The 19231-nt window shown below is 53.0% G+C and carries 17 protein-coding genes and 1 riboswitch; of the genes, 8 read left to right on the plus strand and 9 right to left on the minus strand.

Features of this window, described 5'->3' with window-relative positions; translation table 11 throughout:
- Positions 1-43 precede the first annotated feature (43 nt).
- Positions 44-508, plus strand: coding sequence for a DUF1456 family protein (locus WKR14_RS16745; protein WP_025009045.1), 465 nt, complete (start codon positions 44-46; stop codon positions 506-508).
- Between the two features lie 226 nt (positions 509-734).
- Positions 735-2423 carry an NAD-dependent malic enzyme gene (locus WKR14_RS16750; RefSeq protein ID WP_101056879.1) on the plus strand — a complete coding sequence of 563 codons (1689 nt, stop codon included), beginning with the start codon at positions 735-737 and terminating at the stop codon, positions 2421-2423.
- A gap of 50 nt (positions 2424-2473) precedes the next feature.
- Here WKR14_RS16750 and WKR14_RS16755 read toward each other — a convergent pair whose 3' ends face one another.
- Positions 2474-2911 (minus strand): DUF3069 domain-containing protein, encoded by a 438-nt coding sequence (locus WKR14_RS16755; RefSeq protein ID WP_071477365.1) that lies wholly within the window; start codon positions 2909-2911, stop codon positions 2474-2476.
- A gap of 263 nt (positions 2912-3174) precedes the next feature.
- On the opposite strand from WKR14_RS16755, the gene WKR14_RS16760 reads away from it, so the two are divergent.
- The gene (locus WKR14_RS16760) at positions 3175-5031 is read left to right on the plus strand and encodes a tetratricopeptide repeat-containing diguanylate cyclase (RefSeq protein WP_339086987.1); all 1857 of its coding nucleotides are present in this window, start codon (positions 3175-3177) and stop codon (positions 5029-5031) included.
- A 22-nt stretch (positions 5032-5053) separates the two neighbouring features.
- Here the strand turns inward: WKR14_RS16760 and WKR14_RS16765 are convergent, their stop codons facing one another.
- Entirely contained in the window at positions 5054-5758 is a 705-nt protein-coding gene (locus WKR14_RS16765; protein ID WP_404829461.1) for a substrate-binding periplasmic protein, read from the minus strand.
- Positions 5759-6032: 274 nt separating this feature from the next.
- On the opposite strand from WKR14_RS16765, the gene queG reads away from it, so the two are divergent.
- Entirely contained in the window at positions 6033-7178 is a 1146-nt protein-coding gene (queG, locus tag WKR14_RS16770; RefSeq protein ID WP_232788338.1) for a tRNA epoxyqueuosine(34) reductase QueG, read from the plus strand.
- Positions 7179-7186: 8 nt separating this feature from the next.
- Here the strand turns inward: queG and WKR14_RS16775 are convergent, their stop codons facing one another.
- Positions 7187-7390 carry a dodecin gene (locus WKR14_RS16775; RefSeq protein ID WP_025009040.1) on the minus strand — a complete coding sequence of 68 codons (204 nt, stop codon included), beginning with the start codon at positions 7388-7390 and terminating at the stop codon, positions 7187-7189.
- 132 nt (positions 7391-7522) lie between these two features.
- Between WKR14_RS16775 and WKR14_RS16780 the strand changes: the two genes are divergently transcribed.
- Positions 7523-7849: a hypothetical protein gene (locus WKR14_RS16780; RefSeq protein WP_096140927.1), complete on the plus strand. Its 327-nt coding sequence runs from the start codon at positions 7523-7525 to the stop codon at positions 7847-7849.
- Between the two features lie 74 nt (positions 7850-7923).
- On the opposite strand, the gene metE is transcribed toward WKR14_RS16780, so the two are convergent.
- On the minus strand, positions 7924-10194 hold the full coding sequence (gene metE, locus WKR14_RS16785) for a 5-methyltetrahydropteroyltriglutamate--homocysteine S-methyltransferase (protein WP_339086991.1): 2271 nt from the start codon (positions 10192-10194) through the stop codon (positions 7924-7926).
- Positions 10195-10359: 165 nt separating this feature from the next.
- On the opposite strand from metE, the gene WKR14_RS16790 reads away from it, so the two are divergent.
- Positions 10360-11262, plus strand: coding sequence for a LysR family transcriptional regulator (locus WKR14_RS16790; protein WP_339086993.1), 903 nt, complete (start codon positions 10360-10362; stop codon positions 11260-11262).
- A gap of 49 nt (positions 11263-11311) precedes the next feature.
- On the opposite strand, the gene WKR14_RS16795 is transcribed toward WKR14_RS16790, so the two are convergent.
- From WKR14_RS16795 to WKR14_RS16815, 5 genes are all read right to left on the minus strand, one after another.
- Positions 11312-12034 carry an HDOD domain-containing protein gene (locus WKR14_RS16795; protein ID WP_165565581.1) on the minus strand — a complete coding sequence of 241 codons (723 nt, stop codon included), beginning with the start codon at positions 12032-12034 and terminating at the stop codon, positions 11312-11314.
- Positions 12035-12178: 144 nt separating this feature from the next.
- On the minus strand, positions 12179-12799 hold the full coding sequence (locus tag WKR14_RS16800) for a GDSL-type esterase/lipase family protein (protein WP_339086996.1): 621 nt from the start codon (positions 12797-12799) through the stop codon (positions 12179-12181).
- 153 nt (positions 12800-12952) lie between these two features.
- A complete protein-coding gene (locus WKR14_RS16805; RefSeq protein ID WP_339086998.1) occupies positions 12953-14902 on the minus strand; it encodes a TonB-dependent receptor in 1950 nt (649 codons plus the stop codon).
- Between the two features lie 91 nt (positions 14903-14993).
- Positions 14994-15187: riboswitch (cobalamin riboswitch) on the minus strand.
- Between the two features lie 149 nt (positions 15188-15336).
- The gene (locus tag WKR14_RS16810; RefSeq protein ID WP_039035572.1) at positions 15337-15684 is read right to left on the minus strand and encodes a DUF805 domain-containing protein; all 348 of its coding nucleotides are present in this window, start codon (positions 15682-15684) and stop codon (positions 15337-15339) included.
- A gap of 252 nt (positions 15685-15936) precedes the next feature.
- Positions 15937-17193, minus strand: a complete 1257-nt coding sequence (locus WKR14_RS16815; RefSeq protein ID WP_339087000.1) for a hypothetical protein — start codon at positions 17191-17193, stop codon at positions 15937-15939.
- A gap of 147 nt (positions 17194-17340) precedes the next feature.
- On the opposite strand from WKR14_RS16815, the gene rihA reads away from it, so the two are divergent.
- Both rihA and rbsK read left to right on the plus strand, forming a co-directional pair.
- Complete coding sequence (gene rihA, locus WKR14_RS16820) at positions 17341-18279, plus strand: pyrimidine-specific ribonucleoside hydrolase RihA (protein WP_071237068.1); 939 nt, start codon at positions 17341-17343, stop codon at positions 18277-18279.
- Between the two features lie 3 nt (positions 18280-18282).
- Positions 18283-19188 (plus strand): ribokinase, encoded by a 906-nt coding sequence (gene rbsK, locus WKR14_RS16825; RefSeq protein ID WP_339087003.1) that lies wholly within the window; start codon positions 18283-18285, stop codon positions 19186-19188.
- Positions 19189-19231: the final 43 nt, after the last annotated feature.

Consider the following 19231-nt stretch of genomic DNA (forward strand, 5'->3'; position numbering starts at 1 on the left):
GTGTTAAAACTAAGCCGGGAGTCAAACCGGCCCAGGGACATTCATGACCAACAACGATATTCTGCGCCGCTTGCGCTTTGTCTTTAATTTCAACGACTCCAAGGTATTGCGTCTCTACGCCAAAATGAAGCGTGAAATGAGTGAAGCTGAGCTGGCCGGCCTGCTCAAGAAAGAAGATGAAGAAGGGTTCCGTCCCTGTGACGATCGTACCCTGTGCCAGTTTCTCGATGCCGTGATCATCGACAAACGCGGCCTGCGTCCCGGCAGTGGCATTCCGCAGCCGCTGCCCAGCCTGAACAACAACATCATCTTCAAGAAACTCAGAATCGCCTTGGAACTGAAAGAAGAAGATATTATTGCCATTCTTGAACTGGCCAACTTCCGTATCGGCAAGGCTGAGCTGAGCGCCCTGTTCCGCAATCCTGAGCACAAGCATTACCGCTACTGTGGTGATCAGTTGATGCGTAACTTTATCAAGGGCTTGTCACTTAAATACCGCGGCAAATAAGCCAACAAGCAACAGCAGCTATCTCCTTTGGAACCAGGCATCCGCCTGGTTCTTTGTTTTGTGTCATTCCCCCCCTTAGGCTCAGACCAACCCGGTTTGCCGCGTTTTAAACAAAATTTTTGCTCAAGCCCTCGCCCACAGGCAACAAAGATCACATTTCGTGGTAATCTATGCGGATTTAGATCACAGCCCGTCATCCACCAACAAAGAACATAAAAGGTTAGCCATGGACGATAATAAACGCCCCTTATATCTGCCTTTTGCCGGTCCGGCTATTCTCGAAGCGCCGTTGATCAACAAAGGTAGTGCATTTACCGAGGAAGAGCGTATTTTCTTCAACCTCGAAGGCCTGGTGCCCTACGTGATTGAAACGATCGAAGAGCAGGCCTCACGTGCCTACGATCAGTTCAAGAACTTCAGCAATGATCTGGACAAGCATATCTATCTGCGCAATATCCAGGACACCAACGAGACCCTCTTCTATCGTCTGGTTCAGAATCACATCACAGAGATGATGCCTATCATCTACACCCCAACCGTCGGATTGGCCTGTGAACGCTTCTCCAAAGACTACCGCCGTAACCGCGGCCTGTTTATTTCCTATCCGAATAAGGATCGCATCGACGACATCCTCAACAACTCCACCCGTCACAAGGTGAAGGTAATAGTGGTTACCGACGGTGAGCGTATTTTGGGGCTGGGCGATCAGGGGATCGGCGGCATGGGTATCCCGATTGGAAAGCTGTCGCTCTACACCAGCTGCGGCGGCATCAGCCCGGCTTACACTCTGCCCATTACCCTGGATGTAGGAACAGATAACCCGCATCTGCTGGAAGATCCCATGTATATGGGTTGGCGCCACCAGCGCATAGGCGGCGAAGAATATCTGGAATTTATTGAAGCCTTTATGCAGGCAGTTCATCGCCGTTGGCCCGAGGCCTTGATCCAGTTCGAAGACTTCGCCCAGAAAAACGCCATGCCGCTGCTGGAGCGTTACAAAGATAAATACTGCTGTTTCAATGATGACATTCAGGGAACCGCCGCCATCACAGTTGGCTCACTGCTCGCTGCCTGTAAGGCCGCAGGCACTCACTTGAGCCAGCAAAGGGTTGCCTTCCTCGGCGCCGGTAGCGCAGGCTGCGGCATCGCCGAAGCGATTATTGCGCAGATGGTTTCCGAAGGGATCAGTGATGAGCAGGCCAGACGTCAGGTATTTATGGTCGATCGCTGGGGACTGTTGCAGGACAATATGCCCAACCTGTTGCCATTCCAGCAAAAACTGGCGCAAAGGCGCGAAGAGCTGCAGCTGTGGAGCAACTTCGGTGACAACATCTCGCTGCTGGATGTGGTCAACAACGGCAAGCCGACTGTGCTTATCGGGGTTTCCGGCGCCCCTGGACTGTTCAGCGAGGAGATCATCCGCGCCATGCACAGCCACTGCCCAAGACCGATAGTGTTCCCGCTGTCCAACCCCACCAGCCGAGTTGAAGCTACGCCCAAGGATATTCTGCATTGGACCAATGGCCAGGCGCTGGTTGCCACCGGCAGCCCCTTTGAGCCTGTGGTCATAGACAACCAAACCTATGAAATCGCCCAGTGCAACAACAGCTATATCTTCCCCGGCATAGGCCTTGGAGTATTGGCCAGTGGTGCCAAGCGGGTCTCTGATGAGATGCTGATGGCCTCCAGCCGCGCTCTGGCAGAATGCTCGCCGCTGGCACTCAACGGCAGTGGTTCCCTGCTGCCTAAACTGGAAGAGATCCAGAAGGTCAGCAAGCACATCGCCTTTGCTGTCGGCAAGGTCGCCATCGAGCAAGGCCACGCATTGCCGACTTCCGATGAAATGTTACAACAGGCTATCGAGAGTAATTTCTGGCAGCCTGAGTATCGCCGCTACAAGCGTACTTCCTTCTAAGAGCGTCCGCCCATAAAAAACCGGCATTAAAAATAATGCCGGTTTTTTATTCAGCCATTGGCTATCACATCTCGAATACTGTTGAGTAAACGCCTATCGGTACGGGCCTTTTTCAACTTACGTACACTCTCTTTGAGCGCCGATTGTGAAATACGATCATATATGCCGCTATATTCCTGCTCGGCAATGGCCTCGTCGGTATCCGCCAACTGGGCGATATCCTGGGCCATCAAACTCAGTTGCAACCAGGCTGATGCGATAAAAAAGCCGTGAAAATCGGCTCTCGGCAGCAACTTGGCAGCACTTGGCGGCAACTTGTCCCAAGCCTGTTTGAACTCAGACTCCTTATCGTCCAGCAGTTGTTCAAACAGATTGTCATAGGCTTCTTTCAGCGCCGTCGGCAACTTATCCATAGGTAATACCTGAGAGCAGATATTGATGGCGGCGCTTCGCGCCTGCTGCCGGTACTGAGCATCAACTTGAGTCATTGTTTCTTCCGTCTAAAAGCGATTGGCGGCGAGTATAGCACCGGCATTAAACAGCAATCCATCTCCAATTGGCACCCTGGAAATACAAAAAGTCAGCCAAAGAACGGGGCCAACCGCGCTCAAAACCGGGAAACAGGCATAGGATGAAACCCGGCTTGCTAAGCAAATTTAACGATTTATTGCTGGTCAGCCTATGCCCTGGTGCGTATGCTTAGTAACATAATGTAAACATATCTCTATCGGTAAGCGTGAAGTCATACTTTTTGAAATCAGCCTTCGCTCTGCTACTTTTGTCCGGCATGGTTCCGCTCGCTCTGGCATTGGATAACCCCGAGGCAGATAAGTTATTCAAACTGCTTGAAAATGGGCAGGTCAATAATGTTGCCAAGGTGGAGCAAACTCTGGAGCAAATAGCCCAATTGTTGGCCGATAAAGATCTGGATCGCCAAGTAAGGCTCAGGCGCGCCCGCTGTTGGAGCTATGACACCAATAATAATGCCAAGGTTGATGCGGCAATAGATTACGCCAATACCCAAGTACAGATGGCTGAAAATCAAGCTTATCCGGAAGCCCTGACCGACTTTCACCTATGCCATGGTTGGTACTCTCAACTCAAAGGCAATATGGAGCAGGCCAAAGCCGACTATGACCAAGCCTTACAACAAGCCTACCAACTCGAAGACCGTCGGTTAATCGCGGATGCCCGCAGTATGCGTGGCGCCATGTATTCTTTTCAGGGCAATTTTGCACTGGCATTGGAAGATCTTCTCACCGCCCAACAGCTCTATGAACAACTCAAACTGGATTATTGGAGCCGCTACAACTTGGTTGATCTTGCTACCAGCTTCCGTCGTTTCGGCGATCCGCAGAGCGCACTCAACTATTACCGCCAATTGGAACAGGCTTATCGCCAAGGTGGCCATGAAGAGCAGGCCTATATTGTCAATGGTGAGATGGCCATAGCGCTCGAGGAATTGGGGGACTTTGAAGCGGCTGTGACCAAATTCCAGCAGTCTTACAACTATCTCAAACGACAAGGAATGACTATCGAAGCTGCAGGAGTTTCGGTCAATATGGCAGGTTCACTGTTGAAACTCGACAGAATAGAAGATGCCAAACAGGCGCTGGAGCGTGCCAAACCATTTGTGACCGAGCAACAGGGTGGCTTCTACAGTTTTATGCAACTCTACAGCGCCGATGTGTTGCTGCGCCAAGGTCAGGCGGAACAAGCTATGGTCCCCTTGGCCAAGGCAGAACAAAGTTTTCGGGATATCAGTAATGACAGGGGATTGGCCGAACTCTACCTGCTCAAAAGCGAAATATTTGCCGCACAGGGGCTTTGGCAAGAATCAACAAACGTGCTCAAATCATATATCTCCCTGCATTCTGAACTGGATAATAAGCTTCAGTCATACCGCACCACAGAGATGCGTACCCGCTTCAATGCCGACCGCATGGCAAAAGAAAATCAACGTCTGCTGGAAAGCGAGCGCCTCAAAGAACAGGAGGTGCAGATACTTCAGCAAAACCGCCTGTTGCAGCTGGCGGTGCTGATCCTTGCCAGCATCATTATTTTCATTATGGCGATTCTGGCCTATAAACAAACCGGAAAGTCACGTCAATTTCAGAAGATAGCCCAAACGGATCATCTCACTCAGTTGGCCAACCGACGCTATACCTATCAGAGGGGAGAAGCGTTATTCAATCAGGCCAAACATTCAGGCATACCTATGTCTGTTATTCTGTTTGATGCCGATAACTTCAAGGATATCAACGACCAGTTTGGTCATGATGGCGGAGATAAGGTACTGCAGCACCTGGCGAGCGTAAGCCAAACGCTTATTCGTGAGCAAGATCTACTGGGGCGGATCGGTGGTGAAGAGTTTCTGCTGCTGTTGCCGGAAACCAGTCGAGAAGAATGCCTGAAAATTGCTGAGCGTTTACGTCAAACCTTGGCAGAATCAAGCCCAGAGGCGCTTGCCGGCGAGTCCAGAGTCACTATCAGTGCCGGGGTGGCGACTCTCAATACCGAGTTACAGTTTTCAGAGCTGCTTAAACAGGCTGATAACGCTCTATACCGCGCCAAAAATAAGGGGCGTAATAGGGTAGAAAGCGCCTGAACCTCCCTCACCAATCAGTAATTCAGTGGCTATGCCATAACACTTCAGCCTCAGGCAGTGAGGGCTTTGCTCCAAACCATTCAAAATACAGTGCATCAAATTCGCCACTTAGCTGTAATGCCACCAGCGCCTTGTGCCAGGCTTTAACTCGCGCAGGATCTGTGCCACTGGAGAACGCCAGATACAACCGCAAGTGTGCCAATTCCAGCACAGGCCGCACTGCAGTCAACGGTTGATCCAATTGCCGCAAGACGCCCTTAACCGCGATCTCCGCCTGACACCAATAACGCACCCGCTTATGCAACAACTGTCTGGCCGAATACTGAGGAAAACCTGAGATTAGCAGCCTCTCATCCGCAATATCCCTCAACAATCTTTGCGCCGGAGAGTGACGATAAATAGCAATATTACCCGCCGCAGCCGCCTGTGACAGATCTGCCGGAGTGAAATCATCATCCATGCGGGCATAGAGCTGGATACGGGTTTCGGCAATCGGCCCAACAAAATCAAATTGCTGCCGTCGCTGTTCATCAATAGAAGTGGCAAATAACAGGATATTGGCATGATGAGTTGCCATATTAATGGCGCGGGCCCAAGGCAAGATCTCTATGACTGGCTCGTCATCGGCGGCGGTGACTTTGTAATTCAACGCCTTAACCAGGGCAACGGCATAACCATCAGTTCGTCCTTGGTATTCATAACTCATGGGGGGCCAAGCTTCTGTCAAAAGCCTCAGAGGCGCAAGTCTGGACTCGGGAGGCTCATTCCCGGCCTGGACGAAACCAGCAAGAATGCAGCCACACACAATCAAGCAGGCCCAAAACAGAGGCTTAATTGTCGGCATATGTTTATTCCCCCTCGGTTCCAGCATAGCATCGACAAAAACCAAAATCGCCGTTTGCGGCAACTGTGAGCGATTCAGCTTTACTGATATAATCAGGTTTTTTCCCGGTCAGCCTCTGTTAATGTCTGTTCCTCAACCACCACAATTTGATCCCTGTATGCTTGGTAAGCTTGCCCGCGACATAAAGGCTTGGGGCAAAGAGCTGGGTTTTGCTCAAGTTGGGATCACGGATACAGATCTTCGCCGCGAAGAGCCCAGGCTACAGACCTGGCTCGATAAGGGCTATCACGGTGAAATGGGCTATATGGCCAGCCACGGCATGATGCGGGCCCGCCCGGCCGAACTGCATCCCGGCACTTTAAGAGTCATCTCGGTACGGATGGACTATCTGCCGCCCCAAGCCGGATTTGCTCTCAACCTCAAAGACCCTAACCTCGGCTATATCTCCCGCTATGCCGGCGGCCGTGACTATCACAAGCTGATGCGTAATCGCTTGAAAAAGCTGGGCGAACGTATAGATGAAGCGCTCAAAGCCCTGCAACTTGAAGGCTGTGGCTTTCGGCCCTTCGTCGACTCGGCGCCCATTCTGGAACGGCCTCTGGCAGAAAAGGCCGGGATCGGTTGGACAGGTAAACACTCATTGATCCTCAACCATGAAGCCGGCAGTTGGTTTTTCCTCGGCGAACTGCTGGTGAACCTGCCGCTGCCCGTGGATGTCGCCATAGCCGAAGGCTGCAATACCTGCGTCGCCTGCATTACAAGTTGCCCAACTGGCGCTATAGTCGAGCCCTATGTAGTCGATGGGCGTCGCTGCATCTCTTACCTCACCATAGAACTGGCCGGCAGCATCCCACTGGAGTTTCGGCCACTGCTCGGCAATCGCATCTACGGCTGCGATGACTGCCAGCTGGTATGCCCCATCAACCGTGCCGCCCCCTTGACCGCAGAGACAGACTTTCATTTAAGGCCACAACTGAAACAGCCCAAGCTGCTGGAGCTGTTTGCCTGGAGTGAGGTCGAGTTTTTGAAGAATACCGAAGGCAGCGCCATCCGCCGCATAGGCCATCAACGCTGGCTGCGCAATATTGCGGTGGCACTGGGCAATGCGCCCGGCAGTGAAACCATAGTTGCCGCCTTGCAGGAGCGACTGACAGATGCCTCTGAACTGATCGCAGAACACATAACGTGGGCACTGGCGCAGCAGGCAGAAAAACTCAGCGGCAAGAACACAGCGCCCATTCCCGTCCGTAAGACGGATCGCCTGATCCGGATAGTGGAAAAGGGTTTGCCAAGAGACGCCTGAATTCAAGCCTAATCCAGGGTAAAACCCACCTTGATGGTGACCTGCCAATGAGCGATAACACCGGCTTCCAGGTGGCCACGGGTATCTATCACTTCAAACCAGCGCAGATTGTGCAGCGACTGACTGGCCGCAGCGATGGCATTCTTGACCGCTTCGTCCGAGCTGATGGGGGATGAACCTGTCAGTTCTATTATCTTGTATACATGGCTCATGGGGCTTCTCCTGATAGTTATCTGAGTCCGGTTGGTGACCTGAGTATAGACAGAAATGGTCAATGGCATATTTCCCTTGGTTTCTGTATATTTCTCAGTTGGATAACCATCAGAAAAAATCAAGGGATTGCCATGCAATTAAAACATTCAGGTCCAGGGATAGCCTCATTTGTCACCAGCATATTGAGTGGAATAGCCCTGTTTATTACTTTTATTGTTGCCGGAACCCTGGAAACAACAACACCGGGCGGCATGGATGAAAACTCCATGGAAGCGGTTCTTGTGGGGTTAATGATCATCTTTATGATGTTGGTCTGTCTGGTGTCTTTGGGGTTGGGTATTGGTGGCCTGGTACAAAAAGAGCGCCAGAAAATCTTCGCCATTCTGGGCACAATCTTTTCAAGCTTGATCATCCTGGGCACTGTGGGCCTGATGATACTGGGAATAAGCATGAGTTGAATCTTTACCGCGTTGAAGTCAATCAACATCAGGGGCGCATTGCGCCCCTGACTATTATTAACCACAGAGTTTTATCACCCGAGTCGACGTCGCAACTCCCTGGTGGCATCAACCATGTTCTTCAAAGCCGGTTCGACTTCTTCCCAGTTACGGGTCTTCAAGCCACAATCCGGGTTGACCCAGAGCTGACGCAGAGGAATTTTCTGCGCCGCCTTTTCAATCAGGCTTACCATGGCCTCCACTGTTGGAATATTGGGGGAGTGAATATCATAAACCCCAGGGCCGATTTCATTGGGATAGTCAAAGTCTTCGAAGGCATTCAACAACTCCATCCGTGAGCGCGATGTTTCTATGGTGATCACATCGGCATCCATGGCGGCAATTGCCGCAATAGTGTCGTTGAATTCGCTGTAGCACATATGGGTGTGAATTTGGGTCTCGTCTCTGACACCGGCGGCGCTGAGCTTGAAAGCGGCCACGGCCCAATCGAGATAATGGGCCCAATCGCTGCGTTTAAGCGGCAAGCCTTCCCTAAAAGCCGGTTCATCAATCTGGATAATGCCTATGCCCGCCTGCTCCAATGCCACCACTTCATCGCGTATCGCCAGGGCCAACTGAGTCGCTATCTGTTCGCGGCTGATATCCTCGCGGGCAAAGGACCAATGCAATATAGTCACGGGACCGGTCAGCATGCCTTTCACCGGCTTGTCGGTAAGACTCTGGGCATATTCGGCCCAGTCAACTGTCATCGCCTTGGGACGGGTCACATCGGCGTAGATCAGCGGCGGCTTGACGCAGCGGGAACCATAGCTCTGCACCCAGCCATGTTTGGTAAAACCAACACCGTTTAGCTGTTCACCAAAGTATTCCACCATGTCGTTGCGCTCGGCTTCACCGTGTACCAGCACATCTATTCCCAGCTTGAGCTGACGTTCTATGGTATCTCGGGTCACCTGTTGCAGTTGCTCTGTGTACACAGCATCGTCCAACTCACCCTTGCGCCAGCGGCTGCGAAGGTTACGAATGGCTGCCGTTTGCGGGAATGAACCTATGGTAGTCGTCGGCAACAAAGGCAACTTGAACCTGGCCTGCTGGGCTTGTCTGCGCACCTCAAACTCATGGTTTCGGTCATAATCGGCCGCGCTCAGGGCATCGATTCTGGCACTGAGCTGTTGATTACGCCCCTGCGCCCTGGCCGCGCGCCGATCCCGGCAACGGGCGACCACGGCTTTGGCATTTTCAGTCTCAGGCGCCGCCAAAAGCGCCTTGAGCTCCTGCAACTCGGTAAGTTTTTGCCTGGCGAATGCCAGCAGACTTTTAAGCTCGGGCGCCAGCACGGTTTCCACCTCGAGATCCACCGGGGTATGCAACAGAGAGCAGGAAGTGGCGAGCCAGAGCCTGTCTCCCAAATCACGCGCCAGTGGCGCCAACTGCTCGGCCACAAGATCCAGATCGGCGGCCCAGACGTTACGGCCGTTGATTACCCCAACCGATAACACCTGTTCGGGCGCCAATGCCCCGACAAAGGCCTGCAACTGCTCGGGCGCGGTGACCAGATCCAGGTGAATACCCGCCACCGGCAGTGCCGACAACAGACTTTGATGGTGGGCTACAGTGCCGTAATAGGTTGCCAGCAACAGCTTGAGCGGCGCCGACTTGAGTACGCCGTAGGCCTGATTGAAGGCCTGTTGCCAGTTGTCATCCAGCTCAAGTGCCAGCGCAGGTTCATCCAATTGCACCCATTCAACACCCTGGGCGGCAAATCGGGCCAGAATGGCTTGATAGCATTGCAGCAGCGCCGGCAGCAATGTCAAACGGTCAAACTCTGCGCCCACTGTCTTGGACAGATACAGGAAAGTGACCGGCCCCAGCAGTACCGGCTTGGCAGTGTGGCCCAGCGCCTGAGCCTCGGTCACCTCTTCAAACAACTGCTCCCAGGCAATATCGAAGCGCTGATCTTCGCTGAGCTCAGGCACCAGATAATGGTAGTTGGTGTTGAAGTACTTGGTCATTTCAGACGCCGGCGCATGCTTACCGCTGGGTGCTCGGCCACGGGCAACCCGGAACAGGGTATCGAGATTGACAGCGCCGCCGTCACTGTGACGCTCGGGGATTACCCCCAGAGTCGCACTCAGGGTCAGCACCTGATCATAGTAAGCAAAATCGCCGACCGGTAACAGCTCTACCCCGGCATCAGCCTGCCACTGCCAATGGATGCGCCTAAGCTCCTTGGCAACACTCTGTAGTTCGGCTTGGCTGGACTCACCACGCCAATACTTCTCCAAAGCAAACTTGAGTTCACGTCGACGCCCGATACGGGGAAAACCAAGACTGTTTAATCGCATAATGTATACCATCCTCTGTAAATTGTGCTGCAAGTGACTGGCGACGCCGTAATACAACAAATCAAACTGGGCGTCTGGACGTCTAGAAGTTTATTGTGTTAGTCTCAGCACAGGCAACCGAATTGAATTCAAGGGCAACATGAGCGGCATTCATGTGGAGAGGAAATGATAGAACTGAGACACCTTCGTACTCTGATAGCACTGAAAGAAAGTGGCAGCCTGGCCGGCGCGGCGAAGAAACGCTTTGTCACTCAGTCGGCACTGTCGCACCAGATTAAAGAGTTGGAGACCCGGATTAACTCCCAGGTATTTGTCCGCAAAAGCAAACCTCTAACCTTCACGCTTGAGGGCAGTCGCCTGCTGAGCCTGGCAGAAGAGATACTGCCTCGGGTACAGGAAACCGAATTTGTGCTCAAACGCGGTCTATCTGGAAGCTGCGGCCCATTAAAGGTAGGTATTGAATGCCACAGTTGTTTTCGCTGGCTGATGCCTGTAATGGAAGCCTTTCATCAGTCTTATCCTGATGCCAATCTGGATCTCTCAAGCCGCCACCTGTTCGACTCACTCAATGCGCTGGAAACCGGTGAGCTGGATATAGTGCTAACCTCAGATCCTGTGCCCGGCCATGCCCTTGCCTACCAGCATCTATTTGATTTTGAAGTGAGACTGGTGATGGCCAAAGATCATCCTTTAGCCGGCAACAGCTATATTTTGCCGCAACAACTGGCAGGGGAAGCTATCATCAGTTATCCGGTGCCGCTGGAAAGGCTGGATATTTTCCGTCACTTCCTCGAGCCGGCCGGGGTGGTGCCTGGCCCACAAAAACGCTGCGATCTTACCAATGTATTGCTGCAACGCATCGCCTGTAAGGAAGGAGTAGCCGCTTTACCCAGTTGGTCACTGACCGAGGCCCAGGGCTTAAGCCTGACCTCTGTAAAACTGGGGCAGGAAGGCCTGAAACGGCCACTGTTCGGAGCCTACCGCCGCGACAGCAGCAATAGAGTGCAATTGCAAAGGCTGCTGGAATTAATAGCCAAAGAGGGATTACAGCGCCAGGACAGGCACTGACTGAGCGGCAGCCACAGTCACTGATAGTCGGCGACAGTCACAAAAAGATTTAGAGTGGATTTAGCAGCAAGCCGCGCTGCGACAATACCCTTCTCAGTACCAGTCCGGGTGAATGGGGATCCCGGGTCTGTCTCAAGTTATGGGCGACCATAAACTCATTTTGCAGCTCATCATCCAACCCCAGAGATTCAAAGGCTTCCACCGTCAGTGTTTGCTGCTGAGTATCTATTAATGTCTTGATAATGCACAGCGGAAAGCACTGCTCGGCTTCGGCGTTGAGATAGGCAAACGCTGTCAGGGCTATTATCTGACCGAATACGCTGAATAGTGCCAGAGTCTGCACTTCGTCCGCGTCTATCTGTACCCCTTGCATCTGATGCAAACTATCCACAGATTCGATCGCCACTGACTCGGTCAAACGCCAATAGCCTTGTACCAGCTTGCGATATGGCTGCGGCAATTCATCGAGCCGCTCCTTAAGATAGAAACTAAAGGCATAACGGTAGATATTGACCTGTCCAAGGCGCACCAAGGCATCCTTGAGGCTGCGGTTTGGCTGAACGGAAGGTGAGAGCGCGTTATTACTGCGCCACAGCAGATGGGCTGCCAGCGCGGGATCGGTCGCGACAATATCAATCACATTGCGGATATCGCCATCAGCAATAATGGCCTTCTTAAGCGGGATCAGGATGCCGCGGCGACCTATCACCTGCTCTTCGTTGGCTATGATGGCACGCACTTGAGTAAAAACCTGCTGCTCAAGATCTGTCATGTGATTCTTTAAACCTGCTGTTATTTATTATGAAGGCACTATTGCCATTTATTATGGCAGAGAATTTACCCACAAAATGCCCACCAGGGTCAAGTTCAATCGATAATTAGCCCAGTTTTTGCCAAATAGAATCAAAAAGTAGCATCAAAAAGCGCCCGCCTCCTGCAGCTTGGAGAAGATGACTTGCGCCAAACGCGCATAGCCCTGTTGATTGAGATGCACAGTATCAGACTTGAGCTCGTTTGAACGCAAAAGCTCAGACAGAGTATCCTCCAACAAGATGGCGCCGTGCTTGTCGGCCAGTTCGGCATATAAAGGCAGAGGTGACAGCAACAGACTCTTTTGCGGCACAGCCAGCAGCACTACCGGAATTTGCCGGGCCTTGGCCTCAAGTAACATGGTCTCAATGTTTTGCGCCAATTGCGCCTGGCTGCGACCGCGGAGAATATCGTTACCGCCTTCAAGCAAAATAAGCAGATCCGGCTTGGTTTCATCCAGCAGCGCCGGCAAACGCTCAAGCCCGGCAGCCGATTGCTCACCGGAAATCCCGGCGTTGATCACCTCACAGCGGCACAACTCAGCCAGACGGCTGGGATAATCATGCCCGGCCTTGGCACCCACGCCTTGGGTCAGGCTGTCACCGAAGGCCAGCAGTTTGCCATTACTGCCGATATAAGCCAGCTTGGGTTCTGAGCACGCCAGCAAAAACAGCGACAACAGGGCTATAACCCCGCCTCTCAAACCATACCTAAAATCAGCTTTCATATTTCGGCTCTTGCCTCCTTGTCAGTGGGAGCTTTCCTGCTGAAAAAAGCCCAAGCCCTCAACTAAAACAGATCGAGATACGGGCAGCAAAAAGCCGGGGGAACCCGGCTTTCTATGAAAAGCGCCACAAGGACTTATCCGCACCTTCCTGAATCAGAAGCGATAGCTGACGCTGAACCTCAGCGCGCGGCCGCTGCCCGAGTAATAACCATCGCCCCAGGTACTGAAATAACCCGAGCTGGCGTATTGCTTGTCAAACAGGTTATCGACCCTCAGGCTGGCAAGCCAGGCATCACGGCTGTAGTTGAGGGCGATATTCCCCAGCCAGTAGCTGTCCAGTTTATCGTGCTGGTTACCATTGTCACCTTCCATATATCTGTCGCCCAGATACTGGCCCTCGACAAACAGCTGCCAATGCTGGCCAAAGTCCACACTGGTGTAGACACGCCCGGAATGCTCGGCCACCCAGGAGAGAGATTTGCCTTTGTTGGCGCCTTCAGTAAATTCGGCATCGATATAGTTGTACTCAAGTCCCAACTGCAGCATCTCATTGAGCTGCCAGTCCCAGTCGAGGCTGGCGCCATAACGACGGGAAGCATCGGCATTGACGTTGGCACCGGGGAAAGCGCCGCCGATAGGCATATCGGCACTGGGATCAAAGACAATTTCATCTTCCAGCGACAGCCGGTACAGGTTCAGACGCAGGCTCTGGTTGCTCAAGGTCCAATCCCAGCCGGCTTCAATGGAACGGCCGGTCTGCGGCTTGAGGCCGACGACTGTTGGCGGCGTATAAGCCTGCTCATCGACCTTGGCGAAACGGAAGCTCTCATCACCGCGAAGATAAAATCTGTGGCCTTCCAAGGGCCGATAGTTGAGTCCCAACTCAAGCGCATGAGCATCTTCATCCAGATCTATGCCATTGGGGTAAACCTTACCATCCTTAAGTTCATCCTTGACCTTGGCATAGCGTCCGCCCACCACATAGCTCAGGCTGTTGGTCAGCGGCACATTGGCCTGTAGATAAGTGCTGGTCATGGTTTGGGTATTGCTGCGCTGCATATAACTGAGATCGAACTCGGTTTCACCCCGTTGAATATCGGCGCCTATGACTATGCTCAGTTCACCATTGCGGGTTTGATAACGCCCCAGCGCCTTGGGATTGAATTCCAACAGCGAGCGCTCGTTCCGACCTGGGCTACCATAGCTGACGCTGGACACTAGAGTGTCACTGTAGTTAAGGTCCGCAACCAGAGCCCAGTTGGCATGCACCTGGCGCTGAATATGACCACGCCAGGCGGAAGTCATCTCATGGTTGTAATCACCCGGCGTCGATGTCGCCTGGCGTGGGTCGGCTTCAAACTGAGCCAGGGTCAGTGAGCCTGGAGTCTGGCGCTTGTTATCGTAGTAACTGCCTTCGACAAAGAAGTTGGTCGACTCTGAATCATATTGCAAACGCCCCAGTACCGAACCGGTTTCGTTGGCATTATTTTTACGGTAGTTGTCGCTCTCGTTGTAAGCAGCTGTCAAATAGTAACGCCAGTTGTCATTGATGGCGCCGGACAGATCGCCACGGCCTTCGTAGGTATCGAAGCTGCCACCTGAGAGGGTCAAGTTGCCACCGCTGGCACTGGGCGCCTTGGTGATAATATTGATCACCCCACCGACAGCCTGATCACCATAGAGCACCCCGGCGCTGCCGGAAAGGATCTCTACCCTTTCAATCTGATTGACTGCAATGGCACTCAGGCTCGGGGCGGCAATATCGATATTATTGAGTCGGCGCCCATCTATCAGTATCAGGGTGTTATTCACCGCTTGGCTGGCAGAAAAGCCGCGCATCGCCAGCACAGGCCCTGAGTTATTGTCAGATATTTGAATGCCACTGCGGCCACGCAGCAACTCGCTCAGATTGCTGGCACCACTTTGCTGAATATCAGCGGCATCTATGACCACCACATTGGCAGCAATATTAAGCGGCGTATCATCCTGACGGCCAATGACTACCAGCTGTTCATCCACGGCCTGGGACGTCACGCTCGCCATGACGGGAACTGAGGTAAATGCACCGCAAAGCAGCGCGAGGTGATTTAGTTTGAAACCCATTTTCCTTTGACTCCTGAAAGGGAAACGGGGCAAGAGTGCCACGGCAGGGAGAACCCCTTGGCTGCCGCATTTCGAGATCTGCCCACCGAAATCATCGAAATACCTCCAGGGCCGGTCTCCGGACTTTGGCTATGCGGTTGACCGCGCGAGACCCGACTTTTATGACGCCACTTGGGCGCGCCTGTCTCTCACCATTTACCGTTGCGGGGGCAGTGCCGGATTCTCACCGGCTTCCCGATTATCCCCGGTCTTCAATTCCGGGGCACCACGAAAGGTTGACTAAAATACTGTGCTGTCATTCTCGGCTCTGGCCGAGAGCGGGCATTATAGACGTCTATATGGATAAATGTCTAATTTTGACGCCGACTGACCGCTGCAGATTTACCCTAAAAAACAAAAAGGGAGCAGATGCTCCCTTTCCATTATCTTAGCTGTTAACCCAGCTCTTTGGGGTTACTGCCAAAGCGGTTGTCACCTACTTCGCTGTCCTGGCAGTAGAAAACCAGCAGCACGATCCAACCTATAACAGGGATTAGTCCCAACAGCTGCCACCAACCACTGCGGTCAGTGTCATGCAGACGACGTGCCGCAATAGCAATAGAGGGCAATAGCAGACCCAAAGAATAAATCAGCCCCAGCACTGTGGTACCCAGTGCATAGTCGATAGCACTGACAACCATACTGAAAATGATATAGAACAGAACAAACATCCAGTATTCTGTCCGACGAGCTCGACCGGTAAAGTCGGCGTATTTTTTGATGGCTCCGATGAAATGTTCCATGTTTTCTCCCAATAACAGATCCAAGATCCGAAAACGCCGCACCAATTATTGAATGGCTTAAGGCGACCAAAGTTTCATCAGAGTTTCTGACTCCCTGAAACAGCGAACAATTTTAACATACCTGAATGAACTGCAAAGTGACAGAAAAGAGATTTACCTTCCATTGGCCACAGAATCAGAGATATCTCACCCCATCAGTCGTCATTGTTTTACAGATATCACCAATAGATAGCGTATCGACGCTTTTTCATCTTATCTGCTCAGCGTAAAACCACGGCTGGCGGCCAGAGCCTGGATATCGGCTTCAATTTGATCCAGCTGTGCCTGGCGCTTTCGACCAATTGCTCCTGAGTTAGACTTGGATGCCAGGCTGCCAAGAATATAGCGCCAATGCAGCGCTTGTTTTTTACGCTGTTTACGGCTCAAAGGATTCAGTGGCGGCTGTGCTACGAGTGCCTTGAGCAAGGCGCTCGCAGCGCTGGGCCAAACACCGGGCAGCGATTCCAGGTTATTAAAAAGCCATTCCAGGCAAACCAATCGGCTCACTTCGGTGTGGATAAATCCTTTGTCCCCCAAAGGCATTTGCCGCCCCAATAACAAGGCGTTGAATTGCTTTTGAATTTCAGCACTCCAGGGTTTGCGTTGCAGCTCGGCCAGGTGCTGGGAGAAGACCATCTTCGCCAGCTCATGCTCAGCAAACAGGCTGCGAATGCCATCGAGCAGTGCCAGGGTAAACTCAGGGTAGCGGCGACCGAGCGCCAATTGCAATGAAAGCCCAAGACCAGAAACACCCTCGCCTTTACTTGGCTGCTCCCACTTGAGACAAACGGGAACAAACCAAGCAAGAAAACGCACCTGCCATTCAGGTCTGGCGGCGATATAGCCAAGGGCCTGCCGCCCCAAATAGCTACTGGCCGGGCTGGCCCGGTTGGCTTCAAGTAATGCCAGTAACTCGGCGGGGTTATCAGCCTCCAGTAACTGCTCAACTATTGGCGACAACCGCTCCCGAGCCCGAAGAAAGCGCAAACTCTGGACGGTTTTACCCACAAACTTTCCGCCAATGGCCAGCGGCAATAGCGCGATTAGAATCCCCCACAGCTCGAGCCAGGTATTTTGTTGTTCTCGATAGTACTGGATATCGGTGCGCGCTATGTCAGGTTCCTCCGGCAAATACCAAAGGCTCACAAACTCACCGACACTTTTTGAGTCACAAAGCAGGCCAGGGGGATCCCAGATCTGATGCTCACTGCCGTTCGGCAACTGATAATGCAGCAAGCAATCCCATTCATAACGGCCGATGCCCCAACGCCCCGGTGGAACGTATTGTTGAGCACGCCGGGCAATATAACCTTGGGTTTCAGCACCTCTCTCGAGCAGGATATTCACTTCCTGCCAGGATTGGACACTCTCTTTGACAAAATAGAGTCCAAGAGCCGAGAACAGCCCACCGGTCAGCGCAAACAAGCCGATAAAGGCCAGGTCTTTCCAGATTGCCCGTATCTTTCCCACCGGGTCCCCTTTGAATCAATCCTTTAAAGGCGCGGATTGTAGCAGATTTCAACAATCTGTTGAGGAACACTTCACAGTTTGCCATTGGGTTCTGCGCACGCCACAGAGTCATGCTATGCTCGGGCAAATTGCGAAAGGAGTAACAGCATGAAACGCCCTATCATTCTCGACTGCGATCCTGGCCATGATGATGCCATCGCCTTGATCCTGGCCCTGGCCAACCCTGAGCTGGATCTGCTGGCCGTGACCACCAGCGCAGGTAACCAAACCCAGGAAAAAACACTCAACAATGCCATGCGAGTACTTACTCTACTGGGCAGAACCGATATACCTGTAGCCAGCGGCGCCCCCAAGCCTTTGGCAAGGGAGCTGATCATTGCCGACAATGTTCACGGTGAATCCGGGCTCGATGGCCCTGAACTGCCGGATCCCGCCTTTGAACCTCAGCCAGTGATGGCTTGGGAACTGATGGCCGAAAAAATCCGCCAAAGCAGCCAGCCGGTGACTCTGGTGCCCACGGGCCCCTTGACCAATATCGCGATTTTCCTGAGTGCCTATCCCGAACTCAAATCCCGTATCGAACAGATAGTGCTGATGGGCGGCGCCGCCGGTATCGGCAACTGGACCCCTGCCGCCGAATTCAACATTTTTGTTGACCCGGAAGCGGCCGACATGGTGTTCAAGTCAGGGATCCCTATCGTCATGGCCGGTCTGGACGTGACCCATGAGGCGCAGATCATGGAACAGGATGTGGCCCGTTTCCGCGCGATTCCCAACAAGGTTGCCAAGTGTGTTGCCGATCTGCTGGAATTCTTTGTTATCTACCACAAGGATCCCAAGTGGGGCTTTGATGGCGCACCACTGCATGACCCCTGCACCATAGCCTGGCTGCTCAAGCCTGAGTTGTTCATCGGCCTGGACTGCCATGTGGCCATCGAAACCCAGAGCGAGCTGACTGTAGGGATGACTGTAGTCGACCGTTACCACCTGACCGGTAAACCCGCCAACGCCAAGGTGCTGATGCATCTGGATCGTGAAGGCTTTGTGGATCTGCTGGTTAATAGCCTCTACGCCTATCAGGATTAAAATATGAGCAGACTAGTGATAATCGGCAGTGCCAACGCCGATCATGTGATGGAATTCAGTCACCTGCCCGAGCCAGGGCAAACACTGATGAGCCGCAGCTACCGGTTGGAACATGGCGGCAAGGGCGCCAATCAAGCGGTCGCCACCGCCAGACTGGCACAGCCTGGCACCCGAGTGGACTTTATCTGCCATCTTGGGGACGACGCCATTGCCGATACCATGATTAAGAGTTGGTTGGACGATGGCATTCACCCACAGGGGTTGAAGAAAATGCCGGCAATGGCGACCGGCAGTGCGATGATTTTCATTGGTGATAGCGGTGAAAACTGTATCGGAGTGGCCGCAGGTGCCAACGCCAGCCTGGAGCCTGAAGATGTCCATTGTCATCAAGACCTGTTCAAAGGCGCCAGCCATCTGTTGGCACAGCTGGAAACGCCGTTGGAATCAGTCAAAGCAGCGCTGCAACTGGCCAAGCAAAAGGGCACAGTGACTATCCTAAACCCGGCACCCGCCGGCCCCTTGGCTGACGATATGCTGGCCTTGGTGGATATCATCACTCCCAACGAGACCGAGGCAGAAGCCCTTAGCGGTATCAAGGTAGAAGATGAAGCCGGCGCCGCCAGAGCCGCTGCAGCGCTGCAAGCCAAAGGGGTGGGCACAGTGGTGATCACCCTCGGCAGTCGCGGCGCCTATGTGCGTCATCCCGAGTTTGAGGGCCTGGTGCCTAGTTATCCGGTCAAGGTGATTGATACTGTGGCCGCAGGAGACACTTTCAATGGTGCCCTGATGGTGGCCTTAAGTGAAGGACTGACCATAGAGCAAGCTGTGGATTTTGCCAATAAGGCCGCCTCCATAGCCGTGACCCGCCATGGTGCCCAGCGCGGTATACCCTACCGCCGCGAGCTATAATCAAGCCATTAACACCACAAAAACGGGAGTCATAGACTCCCGT

Source organism: Shewanella chilikensis, assembly GCF_037953065.1.
Lineage (GTDB): Bacteria > Pseudomonadota > Gammaproteobacteria > Enterobacterales > Shewanellaceae > Shewanella > Shewanella chilikensis.